At 68.9% G+C, this 17,502-nt stretch carries 20 protein-coding genes; 14 read left to right on the top strand and 6 right to left on the bottom strand.

The window, feature by feature from the left end:
* The first annotated feature begins 171 nt into the window (after window positions 1–171).
* The 6 genes from ACZ45O_RS06675 (at window position 172) to ACZ45O_RS06650 (ending at window position 4,184) form a co-directional block, all read left to right on the top strand.
* On the top strand, window positions 172–900 hold the full coding sequence (locus ACZ45O_RS06675) for a helix-turn-helix transcriptional regulator (RefSeq protein WP_464856769.1): 729 nt from the start codon (window positions 172–174) through the stop codon (window positions 898–900).
* Between the two features lie 73 nt (window positions 901–973).
* Complete coding sequence (locus tag ACZ45O_RS06670) at window positions 974–1,510, top strand: hypothetical protein (protein ID WP_464856767.1); 537 nt, start codon at window positions 974–976, stop codon at window positions 1,508–1,510.
* Window positions 1,507–1,851 (top strand): hypothetical protein, encoded by a 345-nt coding sequence (locus ACZ45O_RS06665; protein ID WP_464856765.1) that lies wholly within the window; start codon window positions 1,507–1,509, stop codon window positions 1,849–1,851. Before ACZ45O_RS06670 ends, ACZ45O_RS06665 begins: the two co-directional genes overlap by 4 nt.
* A gap of 127 nt (window positions 1,852–1,978) precedes the next feature.
* A complete protein-coding gene (locus tag ACZ45O_RS06660; protein WP_464856763.1) occupies window positions 1,979–2,644 on the top strand; it encodes a SanA/YdcF family protein in 666 nt (221 codons plus the stop codon).
* 61 nt (window positions 2,645–2,705) lie between these two features.
* Complete coding sequence (locus tag ACZ45O_RS06655; RefSeq protein ID WP_464856761.1) at window positions 2,706–3,341, top strand: ribonuclease HII; 636 nt, start codon at window positions 2,706–2,708, stop codon at window positions 3,339–3,341.
* A gap of 81 nt (window positions 3,342–3,422) precedes the next feature.
* Window positions 3,423–4,184 carry a GNAT family N-acetyltransferase gene (locus tag ACZ45O_RS06650; RefSeq protein WP_464856759.1) on the top strand — a complete coding sequence of 254 codons (762 nt, stop codon included), beginning with the start codon at window positions 3,423–3,425 and terminating at the stop codon, window positions 4,182–4,184.
* Between the two features lie 59 nt (window positions 4,185–4,243).
* Here the strand turns inward: ACZ45O_RS06650 and ACZ45O_RS06645 are convergent, their stop codons facing one another.
* The gene (locus tag ACZ45O_RS06645) at window positions 4,244–5,194 is read right to left on the bottom strand and encodes a hypothetical protein (protein ID WP_464856757.1); all 951 of its coding nucleotides are present in this window, start codon (window positions 5,192–5,194) and stop codon (window positions 4,244–4,246) included.
* 151 nt (window positions 5,195–5,345) lie between these two features.
* Here ACZ45O_RS06645 and ACZ45O_RS06640 point away from each other — a divergent pair, with 151 nt between their 5' ends.
* Window positions 5,346–5,861, top strand: coding sequence for an NUDIX domain-containing protein (locus ACZ45O_RS06640; protein ID WP_464856755.1), 516 nt, complete (start codon window positions 5,346–5,348; stop codon window positions 5,859–5,861).
* Here ACZ45O_RS06640 and ACZ45O_RS06635 read toward each other — a convergent pair.
* Entirely contained in the window at window positions 5,830–6,363 is a 534-nt protein-coding gene (locus ACZ45O_RS06635; RefSeq protein ID WP_464856753.1) for a hypothetical protein, read from the bottom strand. The genes ACZ45O_RS06640 and ACZ45O_RS06635 overlap by 32 nt on opposite strands.
* Window positions 6,360–7,961, bottom strand: a complete 1,602-nt coding sequence (locus tag ACZ45O_RS06630; protein WP_464856751.1) for a peptide chain release factor 3 — start codon at window positions 7,959–7,961, stop codon at window positions 6,360–6,362. Before ACZ45O_RS06630 ends, ACZ45O_RS06635 begins: the two co-directional genes overlap by 4 nt.
* 303 nt (window positions 7,962–8,264) lie before the next feature.
* On the opposite strand from ACZ45O_RS06630, the gene ACZ45O_RS06625 reads away from it, so the two are divergent.
* Window positions 8,265–9,593 carry a serine hydrolase domain-containing protein gene (locus ACZ45O_RS06625; protein ID WP_464856749.1) on the top strand — a complete coding sequence of 443 codons (1,329 nt, stop codon included), beginning with the start codon at window positions 8,265–8,267 and terminating at the stop codon, window positions 9,591–9,593.
* Window positions 9,577–10,053, top strand: a complete 477-nt coding sequence (locus ACZ45O_RS06620; protein WP_464856747.1) for a GNAT family N-acetyltransferase — start codon at window positions 9,577–9,579, stop codon at window positions 10,051–10,053. The genes ACZ45O_RS06625 and ACZ45O_RS06620 overlap by 17 nt, the downstream gene beginning before the upstream one ends.
* 37 nt (window positions 10,054–10,090) lie before the next feature.
* Here ACZ45O_RS06620 and ACZ45O_RS06615 read toward each other — a convergent pair whose 3' ends face one another.
* On the bottom strand, window positions 10,091–10,390 hold the full coding sequence (locus ACZ45O_RS06615; protein ID WP_464856745.1) for a spore coat protein: 300 nt from the start codon (window positions 10,388–10,390) through the stop codon (window positions 10,091–10,093).
* Window positions 10,391–10,402: 12 nt separating this feature from the next.
* Window positions 10,403–10,624 (bottom strand): hypothetical protein, encoded by a 222-nt coding sequence (locus ACZ45O_RS06610; protein WP_464856743.1) that lies wholly within the window; start codon window positions 10,622–10,624, stop codon window positions 10,403–10,405.
* A gap of 257 nt (window positions 10,625–10,881) precedes the next feature.
* Here ACZ45O_RS06610 and ACZ45O_RS06605 point away from each other — a divergent pair, with 257 nt between their 5' ends.
* The 4 genes from ACZ45O_RS06605 to ACZ45O_RS06590 all read left to right on the top strand — a co-directional run bounded on the left by ACZ45O_RS06605 (window position 10,882) and on the right by ACZ45O_RS06590 (window position 15,347).
* Window positions 10,882–11,163, top strand: a complete 282-nt coding sequence (locus ACZ45O_RS06605; RefSeq protein WP_464856741.1) for a hypothetical protein — start codon at window positions 10,882–10,884, stop codon at window positions 11,161–11,163.
* 137 nt (window positions 11,164–11,300) lie between these two features.
* Complete coding sequence (locus ACZ45O_RS06600; RefSeq protein ID WP_464856739.1) at window positions 11,301–11,765, top strand: MarR family winged helix-turn-helix transcriptional regulator; 465 nt, start codon at window positions 11,301–11,303, stop codon at window positions 11,763–11,765.
* Between the two features lies 1 nt (window position 11,766).
* Window positions 11,767–13,494 (top strand): ABC transporter ATP-binding protein, encoded by a 1,728-nt coding sequence (locus tag ACZ45O_RS06595; protein WP_464856737.1) that lies wholly within the window; start codon window positions 11,767–11,769, stop codon window positions 13,492–13,494.
* The gene (locus tag ACZ45O_RS06590) at window positions 13,491–15,347 is read left to right on the top strand and encodes an ABC transporter ATP-binding protein (protein WP_464856735.1); all 1,857 of its coding nucleotides are present in this window, start codon (window positions 13,491–13,493) and stop codon (window positions 15,345–15,347) included. Before ACZ45O_RS06595 ends, ACZ45O_RS06590 begins: the two co-directional genes overlap by 4 nt.
* Window positions 15,348–15,414: 67 nt before the next feature.
* Here ACZ45O_RS06590 and fliN read toward each other — a convergent pair whose 3' ends face one another.
* Window positions 15,415–16,119 carry a flagellar motor switch protein FliN gene (gene fliN / locus ACZ45O_RS06585; RefSeq protein ID WP_464856734.1) on the bottom strand — a complete coding sequence of 235 codons (705 nt, stop codon included), beginning with the start codon at window positions 16,117–16,119 and terminating at the stop codon, window positions 15,415–15,417.
* Window positions 16,120–16,291: 172 nt separating this feature from the next.
* On the opposite strand from fliN, the gene ACZ45O_RS06580 reads away from it, so the two are divergent.
* Entirely contained in the window at window positions 16,292–17,497 is a 1,206-nt protein-coding gene (locus ACZ45O_RS06580) for an MFS transporter (protein WP_464856732.1), read from the top strand.
* The last annotated feature ends 5 nt before the right edge of the window (window positions 17,498–17,502 follow it).

Here is a 17,502-nt window from a genome sequence, read left to right as displayed (position 1 = left end):
TTGTGGCCGCGGTACAGGTTCACGCCTCATTGTATGGACCAGATTTACACCGTGTCAATAGTGTTATCGGGTCCATTCCGAGATTTTTAACCCAACTGTGTCGTAAGTATAGACGTGCGATGCTGCCCGAGGGTGACGGACAGCCCGGGCAGGGTGAATGGGGGGGAGAACTTGGAACGGGATCCGCAGAAGATCAGTGCCGTTCTTGCCGACCCAACCCGGTACAACATCTATCAGTACGTGCTGGTCGCGCCCGATCCGGTGCCCGTGGCGGAGGTGGCCCGGCGGTTCGACCTTCATCCCAATGTTGCGCGCATGCACCTGAACCGGCTCGCCGAGGTGGGCCTGCTCAGGCAGCGGACCGAGAAGACCGGCCGCGGCGGCCGGCCCAGCTACGTGTACGAGCCCTCCGGCAGCGCGGTTTCGCTGACCACCGTGCCGCCCCGCGACTTTCAGCTGCTGGCCGATCTCCTGGTGCAGTCGCTGGCCCTCCTGGGGGAGGGCGGGAAGGAGGCCGTGGAGCAGATCGGCCAGTCCTTCGGCCGCAGGCTGGGGCAGGAGGCCATGGCCAAGCTGGCGCCTGCGCTGAGCGCCGCCAACGGTGCCTCGGGGCCGCTGGAGCTGCTGGAGTCGTGCGCCGTCGCGCTCAACCGGCTCGGCGTCTCGGCCCGGGTGGTCAGAGGGCAGGATGGCCGGCCGAGCCTGGTGCTGAAATCGTGCGGCTTCCACGAGGTGGCCTCGGCCCATCCGGATCAGGTCTGCCATCTGTGCAAGGCCATGGTCGAGGGCGTGGCCCAGACCTGCGCGGACGTTCCGCCCGCCGTGACCCAGGCGGGAACCGTACCTCGGGGGGATGGCGAGTGCGTCTATGAAGTAGACGGCCTGATCCGCCTGGAGTAGTTCCTTTGACCCAGCGCCCGCAGGCCGGGGGGAGCAGCCTGCGGGCGATCACGCGCACAGGGGGGAGTTGCGGGTGAGGAGTCGTGTGGGTGGGCGGCTGCTGCCCCTGGCCCTGGCGGCGGCGCTGCTGGCGGCGTCGTGGCAGCCGGCCCTGGGGCACGCCATGGACCTGTTCGGTTACGTGTCGGTGGACGAGCAGGGCACCGTGGTGGCCCGGCTGGTGGACGTGTACGGCGGGCTGGTGGAAGGGCAGCAGGTGGAGCTGTACGCCAGGCCGCAGGGGGGCCGCGCAGGCGCGCCCGTGGTGATGGAGGAGGTCTCGCCGGGCACCTACCGCGGGCGGGCGGCGCCGCACGTGGCGGGGCCGTATGAGGTCGTCATCGATCTGGCGATCGGGGGCGATGTGCACCGGATCGCGCTTCCGGTGGAGCCCGGCGTGCCCGTGCCGGAGCAGTACCTTCTCATGGATCAGATTGAACCGCTCTTCACCTGGACGCGGGTGCTGTTCGTGGTGGCGGCCGCGGTCCTGGCGGTGGGTTCGGTGATCGCCTGGCGCCGGCGGCCGGCCGCGCCGGAACCTGAGCTGGCGGGAGGAGGCGTGGCCGAGTGAGGCGGTGGGGAATGAAGGCCCTGCTGGCGGCGGCGATGGCGGCGTCGCTCGCGCTGGCGGGCTGTGGGGGCAAGCAGACCGCGGAGCCCAAGCTGACGGTGACCGCGACGCAGGAAGACGGGACCCTGGTGGTGCACGTGAAGACGGAGAACTGGCAGGTGGGCAAGGACGGCCACGTGCACATCTACCTGAACGACGGTCCCGAAGCCATGATCTACGGCTATACGTACCGGGTGCCCGATATTGAACCCGGTGAGTACAAGATTCACGTGGAGCTGGCCAACCCACGGCACGAGCACATCGGGGTTTCCGAAACCATCTATTTTGAAGTGCTGCCGTGATGGACAGGCCCGCAGCCGAAACAGGATCGGCTGCGGGCCTGTCCGTGTGCATACACCTCGCAGGTGAACACATGGGAGGCGCACAACGTCCAATAAGAAGTGATGCCCAGCGGAAGGAGGGCAGCGGGTGCAGCGGTTTGTCAGGTTCGGCCGGCGCCTGTCCGCGCTCGCGGCGCTGGGGTTGGCTCTGCTGCTGATCATCAACGCGCTGGTCTTCTTCCCCGGCCGCAGCCTCATCACGACGGCGGCGGCCGCGGAGCCGGCGCAGGTGGCGCTGGTGCTGGGCGCCGGCGTCGGCGCCGACGGGCGCCCCACGCCCATGCTCAGGGACCGGCTGGAGACGGCTCTCGAGCTGTACCGGGCGGGCAAGGTGCAGAAGCTGTTGCTTTCGGGCGACCACAGCAGGCCCGATTATGATGAAGTGAACGCGATGCGGCGGTATCTGGAGGAGCGGGGCGTGCCCCCGGAGGACCTGTTCCTGGACCACGCCGGGTTCGATACCTACGACTCCATGTACCGCGCGGCTGCGATCTTCCAGGTGGAGGACGTCATCGTCGTCACCCAGGAGTTCCACCTCCCGCGGGCCCTCTGGATCGCCACCAGGCTGGGGCTGGACGCACAGGGGGTGGCGGCGGACCGGTTCCGGTACGGGGTCGAGCGGGTTTACGCTGCCCGGGAGTTCGCGGCGCGGGTGAAGGCGTTCGGCGAGGTGGCCGTACGCCGGCGCCCGGTCTTTCTGGGTCCGGTCATCCCCATCAGCGGGGACGGGCGGGCCACTCACGACGAGCGGTGACCGGGGCGGGCGAAGGCCCATGGGGAGCAGGCCGGGATGTGTGCGAAGGAGGTGCGGCAGGATGGCGGATCTGCGGATGGAGCACGTGCTGTGGCGCCACGGCTGCCAGGTGATCGGTGTCGATGAGGCCGGCCGCGGCCCGCTGGCCGGGCCGGTGGTGGCGGCGGCCTGCATCCTGCCGCCGGATGCCTCGCTGCCCGGGGTGGACGATTCCAAGCGGATGACCGAGAAGCGGCGGGAGGCCGCCTTCGCGGCCGTGCAGGAGGTGGCGGTCGGCTGGGGCCTGGGCATCGTGGAGGCGGCCCGGATCGATGAGATCAACATCCTTCAGGCGACCTTCGAGGCGATGGCCCAGGCGGCGGAGGCGGCCCGCGCCATGGCCGCGGCGCGCCTGGGCCGGCTGGCGGAGGCCGCGCTGCTGGTGGACGGCAACCGGCCCATTCCCCAGTGGCCGGGCTGGCAGCGGCCGGTGGTGGGCGGAGACCGCAAGTCGCTCTCCATCGCCGCTGCGTCGATTCTGGCGAAGGTGACCCGCGACCGCATGATGGTCAAATACGACGCGCTCTACCCTGAGTACGGCTTTGCGCGCAACAAGGGGTACGGGTCGAAGGAGCACCTGGAGGCGCTGGAGCGGCACGGCCCCTGTCCCCTGCACCGGCGGACGTTCATCGGCCCCCGTCAGATCCGTTTTTTCTGATACGCGTGGGGGGAAATGGCCCTTTCGCTGGATGGGTTTGCAGGATTCCCTGTGGTATCCTCAAACTCAGGAGTGGTGGCCATGCCGTATGAACTGCGAGACCTGGCGCCGGCCCTCGATTACGCCAGGCGCCATCCAGAGGTGGGCTTCGCCCTGCTCCGGTCGCTGGAGAAAGGCCCGCGGCCCGGCTTCGCCGCGATCGTGGACGACCCCGGGCGCGTGAAGGCCCTCATGCTGGTCAGCCGTCCCGACTGGCGCCGGAGCGGCCCCCTGATCACCCGCATCCAGCTGGACGCGGCGGCGTCTGCCGAAGCCCTGGAACTGCTTGCCTGGATTCCGCCCACCGCACAGGTGCGCATCAACACGTACCGGCCCTGGCTGCAGGAGCTGGTGCAGGGCTCGCTGGAATGCGCGCAGACGGTGCAGCACCTGCTCTGCGTGGCGGACCGGCAGCAGTTCCAGCCCGATCAGCGCGCGGAAATGGCCGTTGAGATCGCGCCGGATGAGATCGGCCTGTACAACCAGGTAGAACCGCTGCAGCTTCGGGAGGGCGATCGGCTGTTTGGTGTGGTGCGGGACGGCCGGTTGCTCGCCTGCGCGGCGATGGGCCCGCCGGAAGGCGGCTACGTGCCCGTGCGGTACCTGTTTACCCGGCCGGGGGAGCGGCGCCGGGGCTACGGCACCGCTGCGCTTTCGGCGGCGGTGCAGGCGGGTCTGGAAGAGGGGCACCGGGTGCTCTGCCGCCTGCCCGTGTCGGAACTCTACCTGCTCCACCTGGCGGCCAGGCTGGGCTTTGCGCCGGTCTGCCGGGAGTGGAGCGCGGAGGGCCGGCCGAGGCAGTGACGTTGTGACCATACATGGAACAGCGGCGCATTCCCGTCGGAATGCGCCGCTCTGCCGGTTCAGGGCCTGCCCCCCAGCTCGGTGAGGAGCTGCTCCCGCCGCCGCTGGACGTCTGCCAGGGCCTGCCGGACCCGGCGGTCCTCCTCATCCAGCCACACCAGCAGGTGGTCGACCTGCCTCCGGGCCTCGTCGACCTTCCGATGAGCCTCGCCGATGCGGTTCTGAATCGCCCAGTCGACGAAGAAGTTGTCGAAGAAGTAGTCCGCGAACCGGGCGAACCCGCTGAGGTCGATCGACGGCAGATTCACGAAGCTGCCCACGTCGGCCAGCTCCCGCCGGAAGACGTCCAGGTCATGCCGCACCGCCTGCAGTTCCGCCTGGGCGGCATCGATGCGGGAGTGCTTCACCATGGTCGAGAAGAAGCCGCCGCCCAGCATGTCCCAGGCTCCCCAGTTGCGAGCGGACTGCAGCAGCTCAGTCACGCGGGCGAGTCCGGACTGCGCGGTCGCGCCCGCCGCACGCGCCTCGGCGATCTCGCGCAGGCGATTCCGGGCCTCGGCCTCCTCCTCATCCAGTTGCAGCAAGCCGCTGGCCGCAGGCCCCTGCTCGGCCCGGATGCGGTGCTCCTTCTCAGCCAGCAGGGCCTGAAACTCGTCATCCGCGCCCGCCAGCCCGGCGGCCTCTGCCCGGGCGGCCTCCAGGTCCTCACGGAGCTGTTCGGCGTGCAGGCGGGCCTCCTCGTAGCGCACCAGGGCCTCGGCGGCCTCCTGCCGCTCCCGGTCCAGCCGTTCGGTTCTGTTGGCGAACAACGTGGCAAGCAGGGACCCGAGGGAGCCCGACTCCAGCCGCTCCACGTCGCGCTGCTCTTTGGCAAGCTGCCGCTTCAGCATCTCGGCCCTGGCCGCCGCGCTGCGGTACTCTTCCTCCAGGCGGGCAGCCTGCCGCTCCAGCTTCTCCTTCCGCGCCTTGCGTTCGGCTGCAGCCGCCAGCCTCCTGTTCAGTTCTTCCATGTGGCGCCGTCCCCCCTGTCGCCATAAAGATGATGCTGCCTCATCCAAAGGTTCGATACACCGGCGCGTCCGCCTGCCATACAGGAGTCGGCGGCGGGGTGTGGAATTCTAACGCCGGAGGTGGGCACCGGGCAGCCTGCCTCACGGGGAGGTGGAGGAGACGCTGAAGTTCTGTGCTGCATGTGGGGGCGAGCTGGAGCTGCGGTATGTGCCGCAGGAGGGGAAGGACCGGCTGGTCTGCCGGGCGTGCGGCCGCATCACCTACCTGGATCCCAAGATCTCGGCCTGTACCGTGCCGGTGCTGAACGGCCGGATCTTGCTCGCGCGCCGGGCCATTGAGCCGGCCCGGGGGCGCTGGGTCTTCCCCGGGGGATACATGGAGCGGGGCGAGACCGTGCCGCAGGCCGCGGAGCGGGAGACCTTCGAGGAGGTGGGCCTGCGGGTGCGGGCCACCCGGCCGGTCGGCATCTATTCCTATCCCGATGCGGTGGTGGTGGTCATCGTCTACCACTGCGAGGTGCTGGGCGGCGAGCCGTCGGCAAACAGCGAAACGCTGGAGGTGCGGCTCTTCGCGCCGGACGAGATCCCCTGGGATGAGCTGGCCTTTCCCAGCACCCGGGACGCGCTGCGGGACTTCATATCCCAGTGGGGCGGGGCTGTGCCGTGATGAGCCGGCTCAGCCACTCGTCCAGGTACCGGGCGGCCACGCGCCGGTGGACCGCTGCCTGGGTGCGCTCGTAGAGCCAGCGCCGGAGGTCGCTTCCGCCCTGGCCCGCCAGGGCGGCGTAGTAGCCCTCCACGGCCATCACCAGCCGGTCGGTGTGCAGTTCCAGCCGCAGCTCGCCGTTTCCGCGCATGCGCCGCTGTACCAGCACGCCGGCGGCGATGGGGAAGCGGATGGCCGCGCGGCCCGGCTCCTCCCGGATCTCCGGCCTCCGGAAGGAGAGGAGAGTGACGCCGACGAGGCGCACCGCGACGCCGCCGTCGGAGCCGAAGCTTACGCGGAGGAATGGCCGGGCGAGGCGGTTCAGGTAGGCGAAGTAGGCGAAACCGGCCTCTGCCACCCTCTGTCGGTCGGGCGCAAACCGGACGCCCGGCAGCGCCAGCGTCTGCACGGAGCGCACCTGGCCCGTGCCGAAGACCGTCGTTTCGTCAGTAACCATGGTCACCGGGCGTCGGCCGTGGCCCGGAAGGTGAGGTTCTCGTTCTGCTGGATGACGTAGCGCATGGACCACTCGTTGCGGAAGAGCAGCACGTTCCGCCCCTCCCGGTCGGTGACGGCCAGGTTGTCCGTGGCCCAGAAGCGGCGGGGCTGGTAACCCTCGCCCTCCACCCAGCGGGCCACCTCGTAGGGCAGCCGCTCCAGGGTGACCTCCACGCCGTACTCGTGCTTCATGCGGTGCTGGAAGACCTCGAACTGCAGTTCGCCCACCGCGCCCAGGATGGGATCAGGGTTGCCGGGCTGGGTGGCGTAGAAGACCTGTATCGCGCCCTCCTCCGTCAGCTCCTCCAGCCCTTTGCGGAAATGCTTGGACTTCATGGCGTCCTTGAAGCGGACCCTGGCGAAGTGCTCGGGGGAGAAGGAGGGAATGCCCTCGAACGCGAAAGGCTCGCCGGTGCACAGGGTGTCGCCGATGCGGAAGATGCCGGGGTCGAAGACGCCGATGATGTCGCCCGCCCAGGCCTCCTCCACGATCTGCCGGTCCTGCGCCAGGAACTGCTGGGGCTGGGAGAGCCGCACCTTCTTGCCCAGGCGCACGTGGTGGACCTCCATGCCCCGCTCGAACTTGCCCGAGACGATCCGCATGAAGGCGATGCGGTCGCGGTGCGCGGGGTTCATGTTGGCCTGGATCTTGAATACGAACGCGGAGAAGCGGGGCTCCTCCGGGTCGATCAGCCGGTCGCCCGCAAGCCGCGGGGCCGGCGAGGGCGCGAGCTTCAGGAAGTACTCCAGGAAGGACTGCACGCCGAAGTTGGTGAGCGCCGAGCCCCAGAAGAGGGGGGAGAGGTCGCCGCGTCGGAACCGGTCGAAGTCCCAGGGATCGCCGGCGACGTCCAGCAGCTCGATCTCTTCCATCAGCGTCTTGTGCAGGTCTTCGCCGAGGATGGCGGAGAGCCGCGGGTCGTCGACGCCGCTGGTCTCCGTGAGGGCCTTGGATTGGCCGTGGTCGCGGCTCTGGAACAGCTCCACGCGGCCCTTTTCCCGGTCGTAGACGCCCCGGAACGTGGAGCCCATGCCCACCGGCCAGTTCATGGGGCAGGTGCGCATGCCCAGCACGTCCTCGATCTCCTGCATGAGGGCGAAGGGGTCCTTGCCCTCCCGGTCCAGCTTGTTCACGAAGGTGAAGATGGGGATGCCCCGCATCTTGCACACTTGGAAGAGCTTGATCGTCTGCGGCTCGACGCCCTTGGCGGCGTCGATGAGCATCACCGCAGAGTCGGCCGCCTCCAGGGTGCGGTAGGTGTCCTCGGAGAAGTCCTGGTGTCCCGGTGTGTCCAGGATGTTGACCATGCAGCCGTCGTACTCGAACTGGAGGACGGATGAGGTGACCGAGATGCCGCGCTGCCGCTCGATCTCCATCCAGTCCGAAGTGGCGGCCCGGGCGGCCTTCCGGCCCTTCACCGAGCCGGCGAGGCGGATGGCGCCGCCGTAGAGCAGGAGCTTCTCGGTGAGGGTGGTCTTGCCCGCGTCGGGGTGCGAGATGATGGCGAAGGTCCGCCGGCGGCGGATCTGGGATGCAAACGGGTCCGTCCTGGTCGCAAGCATGTGTGCTGATCCGCCCTTTCGAACAGCAAACTGCCGTGCGCAACCGGTGCGGCACGGCGGTGTGAACGTTTGAGAACTCCAATATTGTACTTTGGCGCCGGGGGAGCGTCAAGGTCACGGATGGCCGGGCTCTCGCGTCGAACCGAGCCGCAAGGTGCCCGCTGACAGGCGTGGTCCGCCATGCAGCACGTGTATAGCCTTCTGAATTCTTTGCATGAGGAAGAGAAGGGGAACACGGCGTCTAAGGGAATGGGTGGCCGCAGGTCGGCGGCCCGATTTCGACGTCTTGGTTAAGGAGGACGTATGCGAAAGGTACCGCGCTGGTCATGGTTGGTGCTCCTGGTGTTCGTGTGCGGCGCAGCCCTCATCGGCTACTTCCGCTGGCATTCCCGGGCGGTGGTGACGGCGGCGGTGCCTGCCGGCTCCCACGCCGTGGCCACCACGCTGGATCCCGCGACCTCCGACCGGCTCCTTCAGGTGGTTGCGGAGGCGCGGGAGCGGCTGGACGTGCCCGCGCTGCAGGTCGCGGTGGTGAAGGAGGGCGAGGTGGTCTGGACCGCCGGCGTGGGCTGGGCGGATCCCCCGGCGAGGCGGACGGTCACGGTCGATGACCGGTACCACGTCGGGAGCGTGAGCAAGCTCTACACGGCCGCCGTCGTCCTGAGGCTGGCCGAGGAGGGCCGGCTCTCGCTGGACGACCCGGTGAGCCGGTTCATTCCCGACATTCCCAACGGGGAGCAGATCACCGTGCGGCAACTGCTCAGCCACACCAGCGGGCTCCCGAACTACACCGAGAACATGGCCTTCAACCTGCAGACCGTCGTGCTGGGCCGGATGTGGAGCGTCGACGAGGTGCTGGACGTCATCCGTGAGCAGGCGCCCCGCTCGGCGCCCGGGGCCGGCCACTACTACTCCAACAGCAACTACGTGCTTCTCGGCCGCATCGCCGAGGTGGCTGCAGGGAGGCCCTTCGCAGACGTGCTGAGCGACGAACTGCTCCGCCCGCTGGGGCTGACCAACACCTTCCTGGCCGCCGGGGACGAGCGCTCCCTGAGCACCGTGCGGGGGTACGACGTGACGGTGCTGGGGACCGGGCGGCTGGGGATCAAGCTGGACATGGAGCGGTTCCGGGCGCCGCTGGAGACCTCGGCCTTCGCCGCGGGCACCGTCTCCGCCAGCGCCGCCGACGTGGCCCGGTTCACCTACAGCCTCTTCGGCGGCGGGTTGCTGGCCGGGGGCAGCCTGCAGTCCATGCTGACCTTTGTGGAGGCCCCCGATGAAGACGTTCCGGCGCAGACCGGCTACGGCCTGGGGGTGAGGCGGCTGGTCATCGGCGGCGACGAGATGGTCGGCCACACCGGCACCTTCCCCGGGTACAGCAACGTCGCGCTGTACTCCCCGGCCCACGGCCACGCCATCGCGGTGCTCTCCAACCTCTCCATGGCCGAGGTCACCGAGGTGGTGGAGGCCGTGCACGCCGTGCTGGCCGCGGCGGACCCGCCGTCCGCCCGGGAGTCCCTCCCGCAGACGGTGGCCCGCACACACGAGCGGCCCTATTCCGCTGCGTTTGCGTGGAGCGGCAGCGGGCGTCGCGAGGCCGGGGGGAGGTGGCCTGGTGGGACGGCCAGATAGGCGCCGCAGCTTGATCAGGCGGGCGAGGGCCGATGAAGCGGGGGCGCTCTCGGCCCTGGCGCTGCGTTCGAAGGCCTACTGGGGCTATAGCCCCGGCTTTATCGAAAGGTGTCGCAGTTCCCTTCGCGTGACCGCCGAGATGATCACAGCGCACGACGTGTTCGTGGCGGAAGCCGAGGGGCGGCTCTGCGGGTTTTACGTCTTGAAACCCGGCCCCGGCGGCGAGGGCGTGCTCGACTTCATGTTCATCGACCCGCCGTACATCGGCCGGGGGATCGGCCGGCGGCTGTGGGAGCACGCTGTGCAGCAGGCCGCACAGCGGGGTTACCGGGCCCTCTGCATCGAGGCCGACCCCCACGCCGAGGCGTTCTACCGCAGAATGGGCGCCGTGCAGGCGGGGGAGGCGGAGTCCACCGCCGTGCCCGGGCGCATGCTGCCCCTGATGCGCTACCCGTTGTGACGGCGAAGCCGCCCCCTGCAGGGCGGCTTCTTCCGGTTTATCCCTCCAGCACTTCGCGGGCGTCCTTCAGCGCCTGGCCGACCAGCTCGTCGGGACTGGCGTATGCCTTGTACCAGCCGCGCTCGATGGCCAGCCGCGTGCAGCGCTCGTGCTCGGCCAGGGCATCTGTGAGATGGGTGGTGAGCAGGCGGCGGAGATCGGGGTTCGTGGTCTCCAGAATGGCCGTGCAGTAGGCCGTTGACTTCAGCTTGGCCGCCGTGAGCAGCCCTTCCGCGATCACCCTGTCCTCGGGCTTCATGCCCATGGCCTCGCCGAGCGCGCTGATCACCGTCGACACCGTGCGTCCCTCCTATTCCCCAATTCCCCGGGTCCGGCAGAAGTCGTGCAGGGCCCGCACGTGGGCCTGGCCGGTCTGCAGGCAGGCGGTGAGCTGCTGCCGCAGGTCGGGGTCGCTGACCATGGCCAGCATGGACTTGGTCTTCTGCACGTCGCCGGACTCCAGCCGGATCAGCTCGTTGAGGATGAGCATTTCGTGGGTCGTCAAGCCCTGGGTCTGCGTGAGCGTACTCAACCTGTCCACTCCTTCCGCGTTCTCTTTCCGGGCCTGAGGCTAGTATGCCGGGAGCGTCCCCGGATCAGCCGCCGGCTGCGGTTGCAGGGCAGCCCGCGACGGGTGCCGCGTCCGTGTGTGGTCCCATTGGGGGGCGGATGTTCGACTTGTGAATTGTGCAGCGGGAGTCGCATAGGTTATAGTATTCATGTGCAAAGCTTCACGACCGGGACAAGAGGCATACGATTCGGCAGCGGCGGAGAAGGGAGGCCTACCCAGTGAGCCCGGAAGAGATGTGGCAGGTGGTGGAGCGCAGGCGGCGGCGGTTTGTGGGGACCCTGGTGGCGGCGGCCGTGCTGATGTTCGTGGGCGCTTCGGCGATCGGACAGATCTTCGGCGACCGGTACGGGATGATCACCCTGCTGGTGGTGCTCATCGGTGCGCTGGTCTTCATCTGGCGCGACTGGCGCTGCCCGGCGTGCCGGAAGGGCCTCGGGGTCGAGTTCCGGCCGAGGGTGTGCCCGCACTGCGGCGCCCGGCTCGCGCCGCCGGAGTCGTAACCACCTGCCCGTCACTGGCGAAGCGGTCACCGCAGGCGTGACCGCTTTTCGCGTCGGTTGCGTCCGCCAGAGGCTTGCAATCCATGTCCGCCCGCCGTATGATTTTGTTCTGTACAGAACGTTCTCTGGGGAACGAGGTGAAGGACTTGCCGTCGCTGCGGAAGGAGATCAGCCTGCTGTGGCATCGGGTCAACCAGGAGATGCGCAGCCTGCTGAGCGACGTGTTCCGGGAGTCGGCCGTGCCGCCGCCGGTCTTTTTCATGCTCCGGGAGATCGTGCGGGAGCCGGGCATCACCGTCTCCGAACTGGCCCGGCGGGTGGCCCTGGTGAAGAGCTACGTCTCCCGCTCCGTCGACCTCCTGGTGCACCGGGGGTACGTCCGCAAGGAGCCGGACCCCCTGGATCAGCGGCTGATCCGGCTGTACGCCACGCCCGCGGCCGGGCCCGCGGTGCGCCGCACCGACCGGAAGCTGTGTTCGGCCTGGGAGGACGTGGTGGCGGGCCTGCCCGAGGAGGACCTGGCCACCGTGGAACAGGGGCTGCGCATCCTGCTGCAAACACTACAGCGAAACTCGGCACATCGCCGGAGAGGGAAGGTCTGACGTGATCAAACTGCTACGCTTTCTGAAGCCGTATGCCGCCATGGTGGCGGCTACCTTTCTCCTGGTCTTCCTGCAGGCCGTGTCCGAACTGTATCTGCCGACCCTGATGGCGGACATCGTCGACGTCGGCATCGTAAGCGGCGACACCGGCTACATCCTGCGCGTCGGCGCGCTGATGCTCTTGGTGGCCCTGGGCGGCACGGCGGTGGCCGTGCTGGCGAGCTACTTCTCCAGCCGGGTCTCGATGGGCCTCGGCCGCGACCTGCGCAAGGCGGTCTTCAGCCGGGTCCAGGGGTTCTCCCTGCACGAGGTAGACCGCTTCGGCGCCGCCACGCTCATCACCCGCACCACCAATGACATCACCCAGGTGCAGAACGTGGTCATGGTCATGCTCCGCATGCTGCTCTTCGCGCCCATGATGGCGATCGGCGGCGTGATCATGGCGCTCTCCAAGGACCCCACCCTGTCGCTGGTCATCGTCTTCGTGCTGCCGGTGCTGGGCGCCACCATCGGCGCGGTGGCGGCGAAGGCGCTTCCGCTCTTCCGGGCGATGCAGCAGAAGATCGACCGGCTCAACCGGGTCGTGCGGGAGGGGCTGACCGGCATCCGGGTCATCCGGGCATTCAACCGCGTGGCCTACGAGCAGGAGCGGTTCGCCGACGCCAACCGCGACCTCACCGAAACGGCCATCACGGTCAACCGGCTGATGGGCGCGCTCATGCCCGTGATGATGCTGCTGATGAACCTCACGGCCATCGCGGTGGTCTGGTTCGGCGGCATCCGCATCGACGCCGGCCACATGGAGGTCGGCGACCTGATGGCCTTCATCCAGTACGTGATGCACATCATGTTCTCGATGATGCTGCTTTCGATGATGTTCGTCCTGCTGCCCCGCGCCTCGGCCTCCGCCGCGCGCATCAACGAGGTGCTGGACGTCGTGCCGGCCATCGCCGACCCGCCCGAACCCCGCGCGTCTGGCCCTGTGCGCGGGGAGGTGGAGTTCCGAAACGTGACCTTCCGGTACCCCGGCGCCGAGCGCCCGGCCCTGGAGTCGATCTCCTTCCGGGCGCGCCCCGGCGAGGTCACCGCCATCATCGGCGGCACCGGCGCCGGGAAGACCACCCTGGTCAATCTGATCCCCCGCTACTACGACGTGCAGGAAGGCGCCGTGCTGGTGGACGGCGTCGATGTGCGTGAGTGGCGCCAGGCCGACCTCCGGGCCGGCATCGGCTACGTGCCGCAGCGGGCCATGCTCTTCAGCGGCACCATCGCGGAAAACATCCGCTTCGGCAAGGCCGACGCCACGGAGGAAGAGATCGCCCGGGCCGCCGCCATCGCCCAGGCTGACGGCTTCATCGCCGAGATGAAGGACGGCTACGCCAGCGAGATCGCCCAGGGCGGCACCAACGTCTCCGGCGGTCAGAAGCAGCGGCTGACCATCGCCCGGGCCCTGGTGCGCCGGCCGGCGATCTACATCTTCGATGACAACTTCTCCGCCCTCGACTTCCGCACCGACGCCCGGCTGCGGGCCGCGCTGAAGCCGGAGATCGCCCGGTCGACGGTCTTCATCGTTGCGCAGCGGGTCAGCACGGTCATGGACGCCGACCGCATCATCGTGCTGGACCAGGGCCGCGTGGCCGGCATGGGCACCCATCGCGAACTACTGCAGAGCTGTGAGGTCTACCGGGAGATTGTGGCCTCCCAGCTCGCCGAGGAGGAACTGGCATGAGCGCCCGGCGCGGACACGGTCATGGTCACGGCATGGGCCCGGCGATGGCGAGGGCGGGCGAGAAGCCCCGCGACTTCCGGGGCACCCTCCGGCGGCTGCTTCGTTACCTGCGGCCCCGGCTCTGGCAAATCGGCATGGTCTTCCTGCTCACCGTCCTCAGCACCCTGTTCAGCATCGTCAGCCCGCGGATCATGGGCAAGGCGACCACCGTCCTTTTCGATGGGCTGCTGGCGAGGAACGCCGGCATTCCCGGCGCGGGGATCGACTTCGCCCAGATCGCCCGCATCCTGGCGCTGCTGGGCTTCCTCTACCTCATCAGCGCCGGCTTCGGCGTGCTGCAGCAGTACGTCATGGCCGGCATCTCCCAGCGCACGGTGTACGACCTGCGGAACCGGGTGAACGAGAAGCTCGCCCGCCTGCCCCTGAGCTTCTACGACCGGCACACCCACGGCGAGATCCTGAGCCGCGTGACCAACGACATCGACACCATTGCCACCACGCTTCAGCAGAGCCTGACGCAACTGATCACCGCCATCGTCACGCTGGTGGGCGTGGTCGTCATGATGCTGGCCATCAGCCCGGTGCTCACGCTGGTCACCCTGGTCTCGCTGCCGCTGTCGGCCATCGTCACAATCGGGGTGGCCAGGCGGTCCCAGCGCTACTTCCGGGCCCAGCAGGCCGCGCTGGGCGAGCTCAACGGGCACGTGGAGGAGACCTTCACCGGCCATCAGGTGGTGAAGGCCTTCGGGCAGGAGGCCGAAGCGGTGGCCGAGTTCGACCGCATCAACCACCGCCTGTACGAGGCGGGCTGGAAGGCGCAGTTCGTCTCGGGCATCATCATGCCGCTGATGGGCCTGGTGAACAACATCGGCTACGTGATCGTCGCGGTGGTCGGCGGCATCTTCGTCACCCGCCGGGCGGTGGAGATCGGCGACATCCAGGCCTTCATCCAGTACGCCCGGCAGTTCAGCCAGCCGATCACGCAGACGGCCAACATCGCGAACATCATCCAGTCCACCATCGCCGCCGCCGAGCGGGTCTTTGAGCTGCTGGACGAGGAGGAGGCCGTGCCCGACCCGGCTGATCCCGTGCGCCTGGAGCGGCCCCGGGGCGAGATCCGTTTCGAGGACGTCCGGTTCAGCTACAAGCCGGACAAGCCGTTGATCGAGGGGCTCAGCCTCGCGGCCCGGCCCGGCCAGGTGATCGCCGTCGTGGGGCCCACCGGCGCCGGCAAGACCACACTGGTCAACCTGCTGATGCGGTTCTACGAGCTGGACGGCGGGCGGATCACCGTGGACGGCGTGGACATCCGCCGGCTGCGGCGCGGCGAACTGCGCTCCCTCTTCGGGATGGTGCTGCAGGACACGTGGCTCTTCCACGGCACCATCCGGGAGAACATCGCCTACGGCCGGGAGGGGGCCACCGAGGAGGAGATCGTGGAGGCGGCCCGCCTGGCGCACGCGGACGGTTTCATCCGCGCCCTGCCCGACGGGTACGACACCGTGCTGAACGAGGAGGCCTCGAACCTCTCGCAGGGCCAGAAGCAGCTGCTCACCATCGCCCGGGCCTTCCTGGCGGACCCGGCCATGCTGATCCTGGACGAGGCGACCTCTTCGGTGGACACCCGGACGGAGCTGCAGATCCAGCAGGCCATGCAGTCCCTGATGAAGGGGCGGACCAGCTTCGTGATCGCGCACCGGCTCTCGACGATCCGGGACGCCGACCTCATCCTGGTCATGGACCACGGCCGGATCGTGGAGCAGGGCACGCACGAGGAGTTGCTGGCGGCGGGCGGCCACTACGCGGACCTGTATTACAGCCAGTTCGCCGGCGGTCAGAGCCTGGCCGGATGACGGACGGTGCAACGCGAGATCGGGCGGCGCCCGCGGTGGCACCGCCCGATCTGGACATCTTCCGTTGTTACGATGCTGCCGCCTGGTTGGGCAACTGAGACTCGACGATGCGGATGCCGTACTTCTCGCCGATGGCGATGACCTCCGCCTTCATGGCCGGCAGCCCGTTCACTTTGACGTCCAGAGGCTCGCTGGCCAGTCGGTCGAGGGTGATGACCGAGCCGGGGCCCATGGCCAGGATGTCGCCCAGGGGCAGCCGGGCCCTGCCCAGCTCCACGCTCAGGGTGAGCTCGATGTCCAGCAGCACCCCGCGCAGCCCGGGCGGGATCCTCGCTGCCAGCGCCCCTCCGGCCCCGGCGGCCTGCGCACGGGCGGCTGCAGGCGCCCCGGCTGTGGCGGAAGGCGCGGCGGCCGGCACCCCTGTAGCGGCGGCGGGTGCGGCTGCCGCAGACTCGGTGGCTGCGGTGGCCTGGACGGACGGAGTTGCCGGGGCGGGCGGCGCTTCGTGCCGGCTTTCCGACCGCCTGGCGGCACGGGAGGCGGCCAGCGCAGCGTCAAGCTCGGCCTGGGTCACCGGGCCCAGATCGACGACCGACTCGAAGTCTGCCGGGTCCTTCCGGGCGGCGTCGCCGGCGCTCGCGGCCGGTGTGGAGGCGGTTTCGGGCGAACCTTCGGCAGCTTCCGCATCTGAAGCTTCCTTCCCGGCGCTGTCGGCGGCCAGCAGGCTGGCCACCAGCGCGTCGATCTCGCTCTGCGACAGCTTCTTGGGCAAGGCGGCTCTCTCCTCTTCAAACATTGAGACGTTTCTATACTTCGATCGTTCTGGGTCGCTTCCCTGCCTGGGCAGCGGACATTTCCCCGCTGCGGGTGGACATACCGGGGAGACGGGCCTATAGTTAAGTATTATACGTGTGTACTACCTACGAAAGAAGGCGCCGTCGGATATGGAATCGTGGCAGAAGAACGTGGCGGTCCTGTGGGCCGCGGTCTTTGTGGCAGCAGCCTGCTGGACGATGGTGATGCCCTTCATGCCGGTCTTCCTGAGCGAGGACCTGGGCGTTGGGAGCGGCGTCACCGTCTGGGCCGGGGTGCTCGGCGCGGTCAACTCCGGCTGCATGGCGATCACCGCCCCGATCTGGGGCGCCCTGGGCGACCGCTGGGGCCGCAAGGCGATGATGATCCGCGCGGGCCTCTTCCTGGGAGTCGCCTACGTGCTGATGGCCTTCGTCCGCAACCCTTACGAGCTGCTCGGCGTCCGCATGATGATCGGCTCCCTGACCGGGTTCATTCCCACCGCGACGGCGCTGGTGGCCACCACGACCCCTGAGCGCCACGTGGGCCGAGCCCTCTCGGTGGTGGCCACCGGCAACCAGGCGGGGTCGATTCTGGGACCGGCGCTGGGGGGCTTCCTCGCCGATCTGGTCGGCATTCGCTACACCATGGCCCTGAGCGGCGTCGCCGTATTCGCAGCCACACTGCTGGTGCTGGTGGCGGTGCGGGAGCAGTTCCAGCGGCCGGCACAGCAGCAGGCGCGCCTCTTGGGCGACATGCGCCACCTCGTGCAGGGCGGGCCGCTGCTCCTGATCCTGGCCACCACGGTCCTGATGATGGCCTCCCAGGCGGCGATGGAGCCGATCCTGATCCCCTACATCCGTGAGCTGCTGGGACCGGACAAGCCCAACTGGCTGGCCGGTGTGATCTACTCGGTGCCGGGCATCGCCTTTGTGCTCGCCGCCCCGTCGTGGGCGCGGCTCGGCGAGCGGTGGGGTTACGCCACAACCGTCACCCTCGGCCTCCTGGGCGGCGCGCTGTTCACGGTGCCGCAGGCCGTCGTGCAGGGCGGGCTGGGAATGGGCTTCTTCCGGCTGACGGCGGGCCTCGCGCTTGCCGCCGTCACGCCTGGCCTCTCCGCCCTCATCGCGATGTCGGTCCCGCGGGAGCAGCGGGGCAAGGCGTTCGGGCTCAACCAGTCGGCGTTCAACGTCGGCGCCATGCTGGGGCCGCTCCTCGGAGGCGTGATGGGCGATCGGCTGGGCATTCGCTGGGTCTTCCCTGCCACCGCCGTCCTGCTCCTGGTCGCGGCCGCCTGGTGCTGGACCTTCGTGCGGGCCCGCATCCCGCGCCAGACCAAGGAAGAGCGGCCGGCGTAGCCGGA

The sequence above is a fragment of the Symbiobacterium turbinis genome (assembly GCF_055383075.1).
This window is presented reverse-complemented; position numbering and strand designations above follow the sequence as displayed.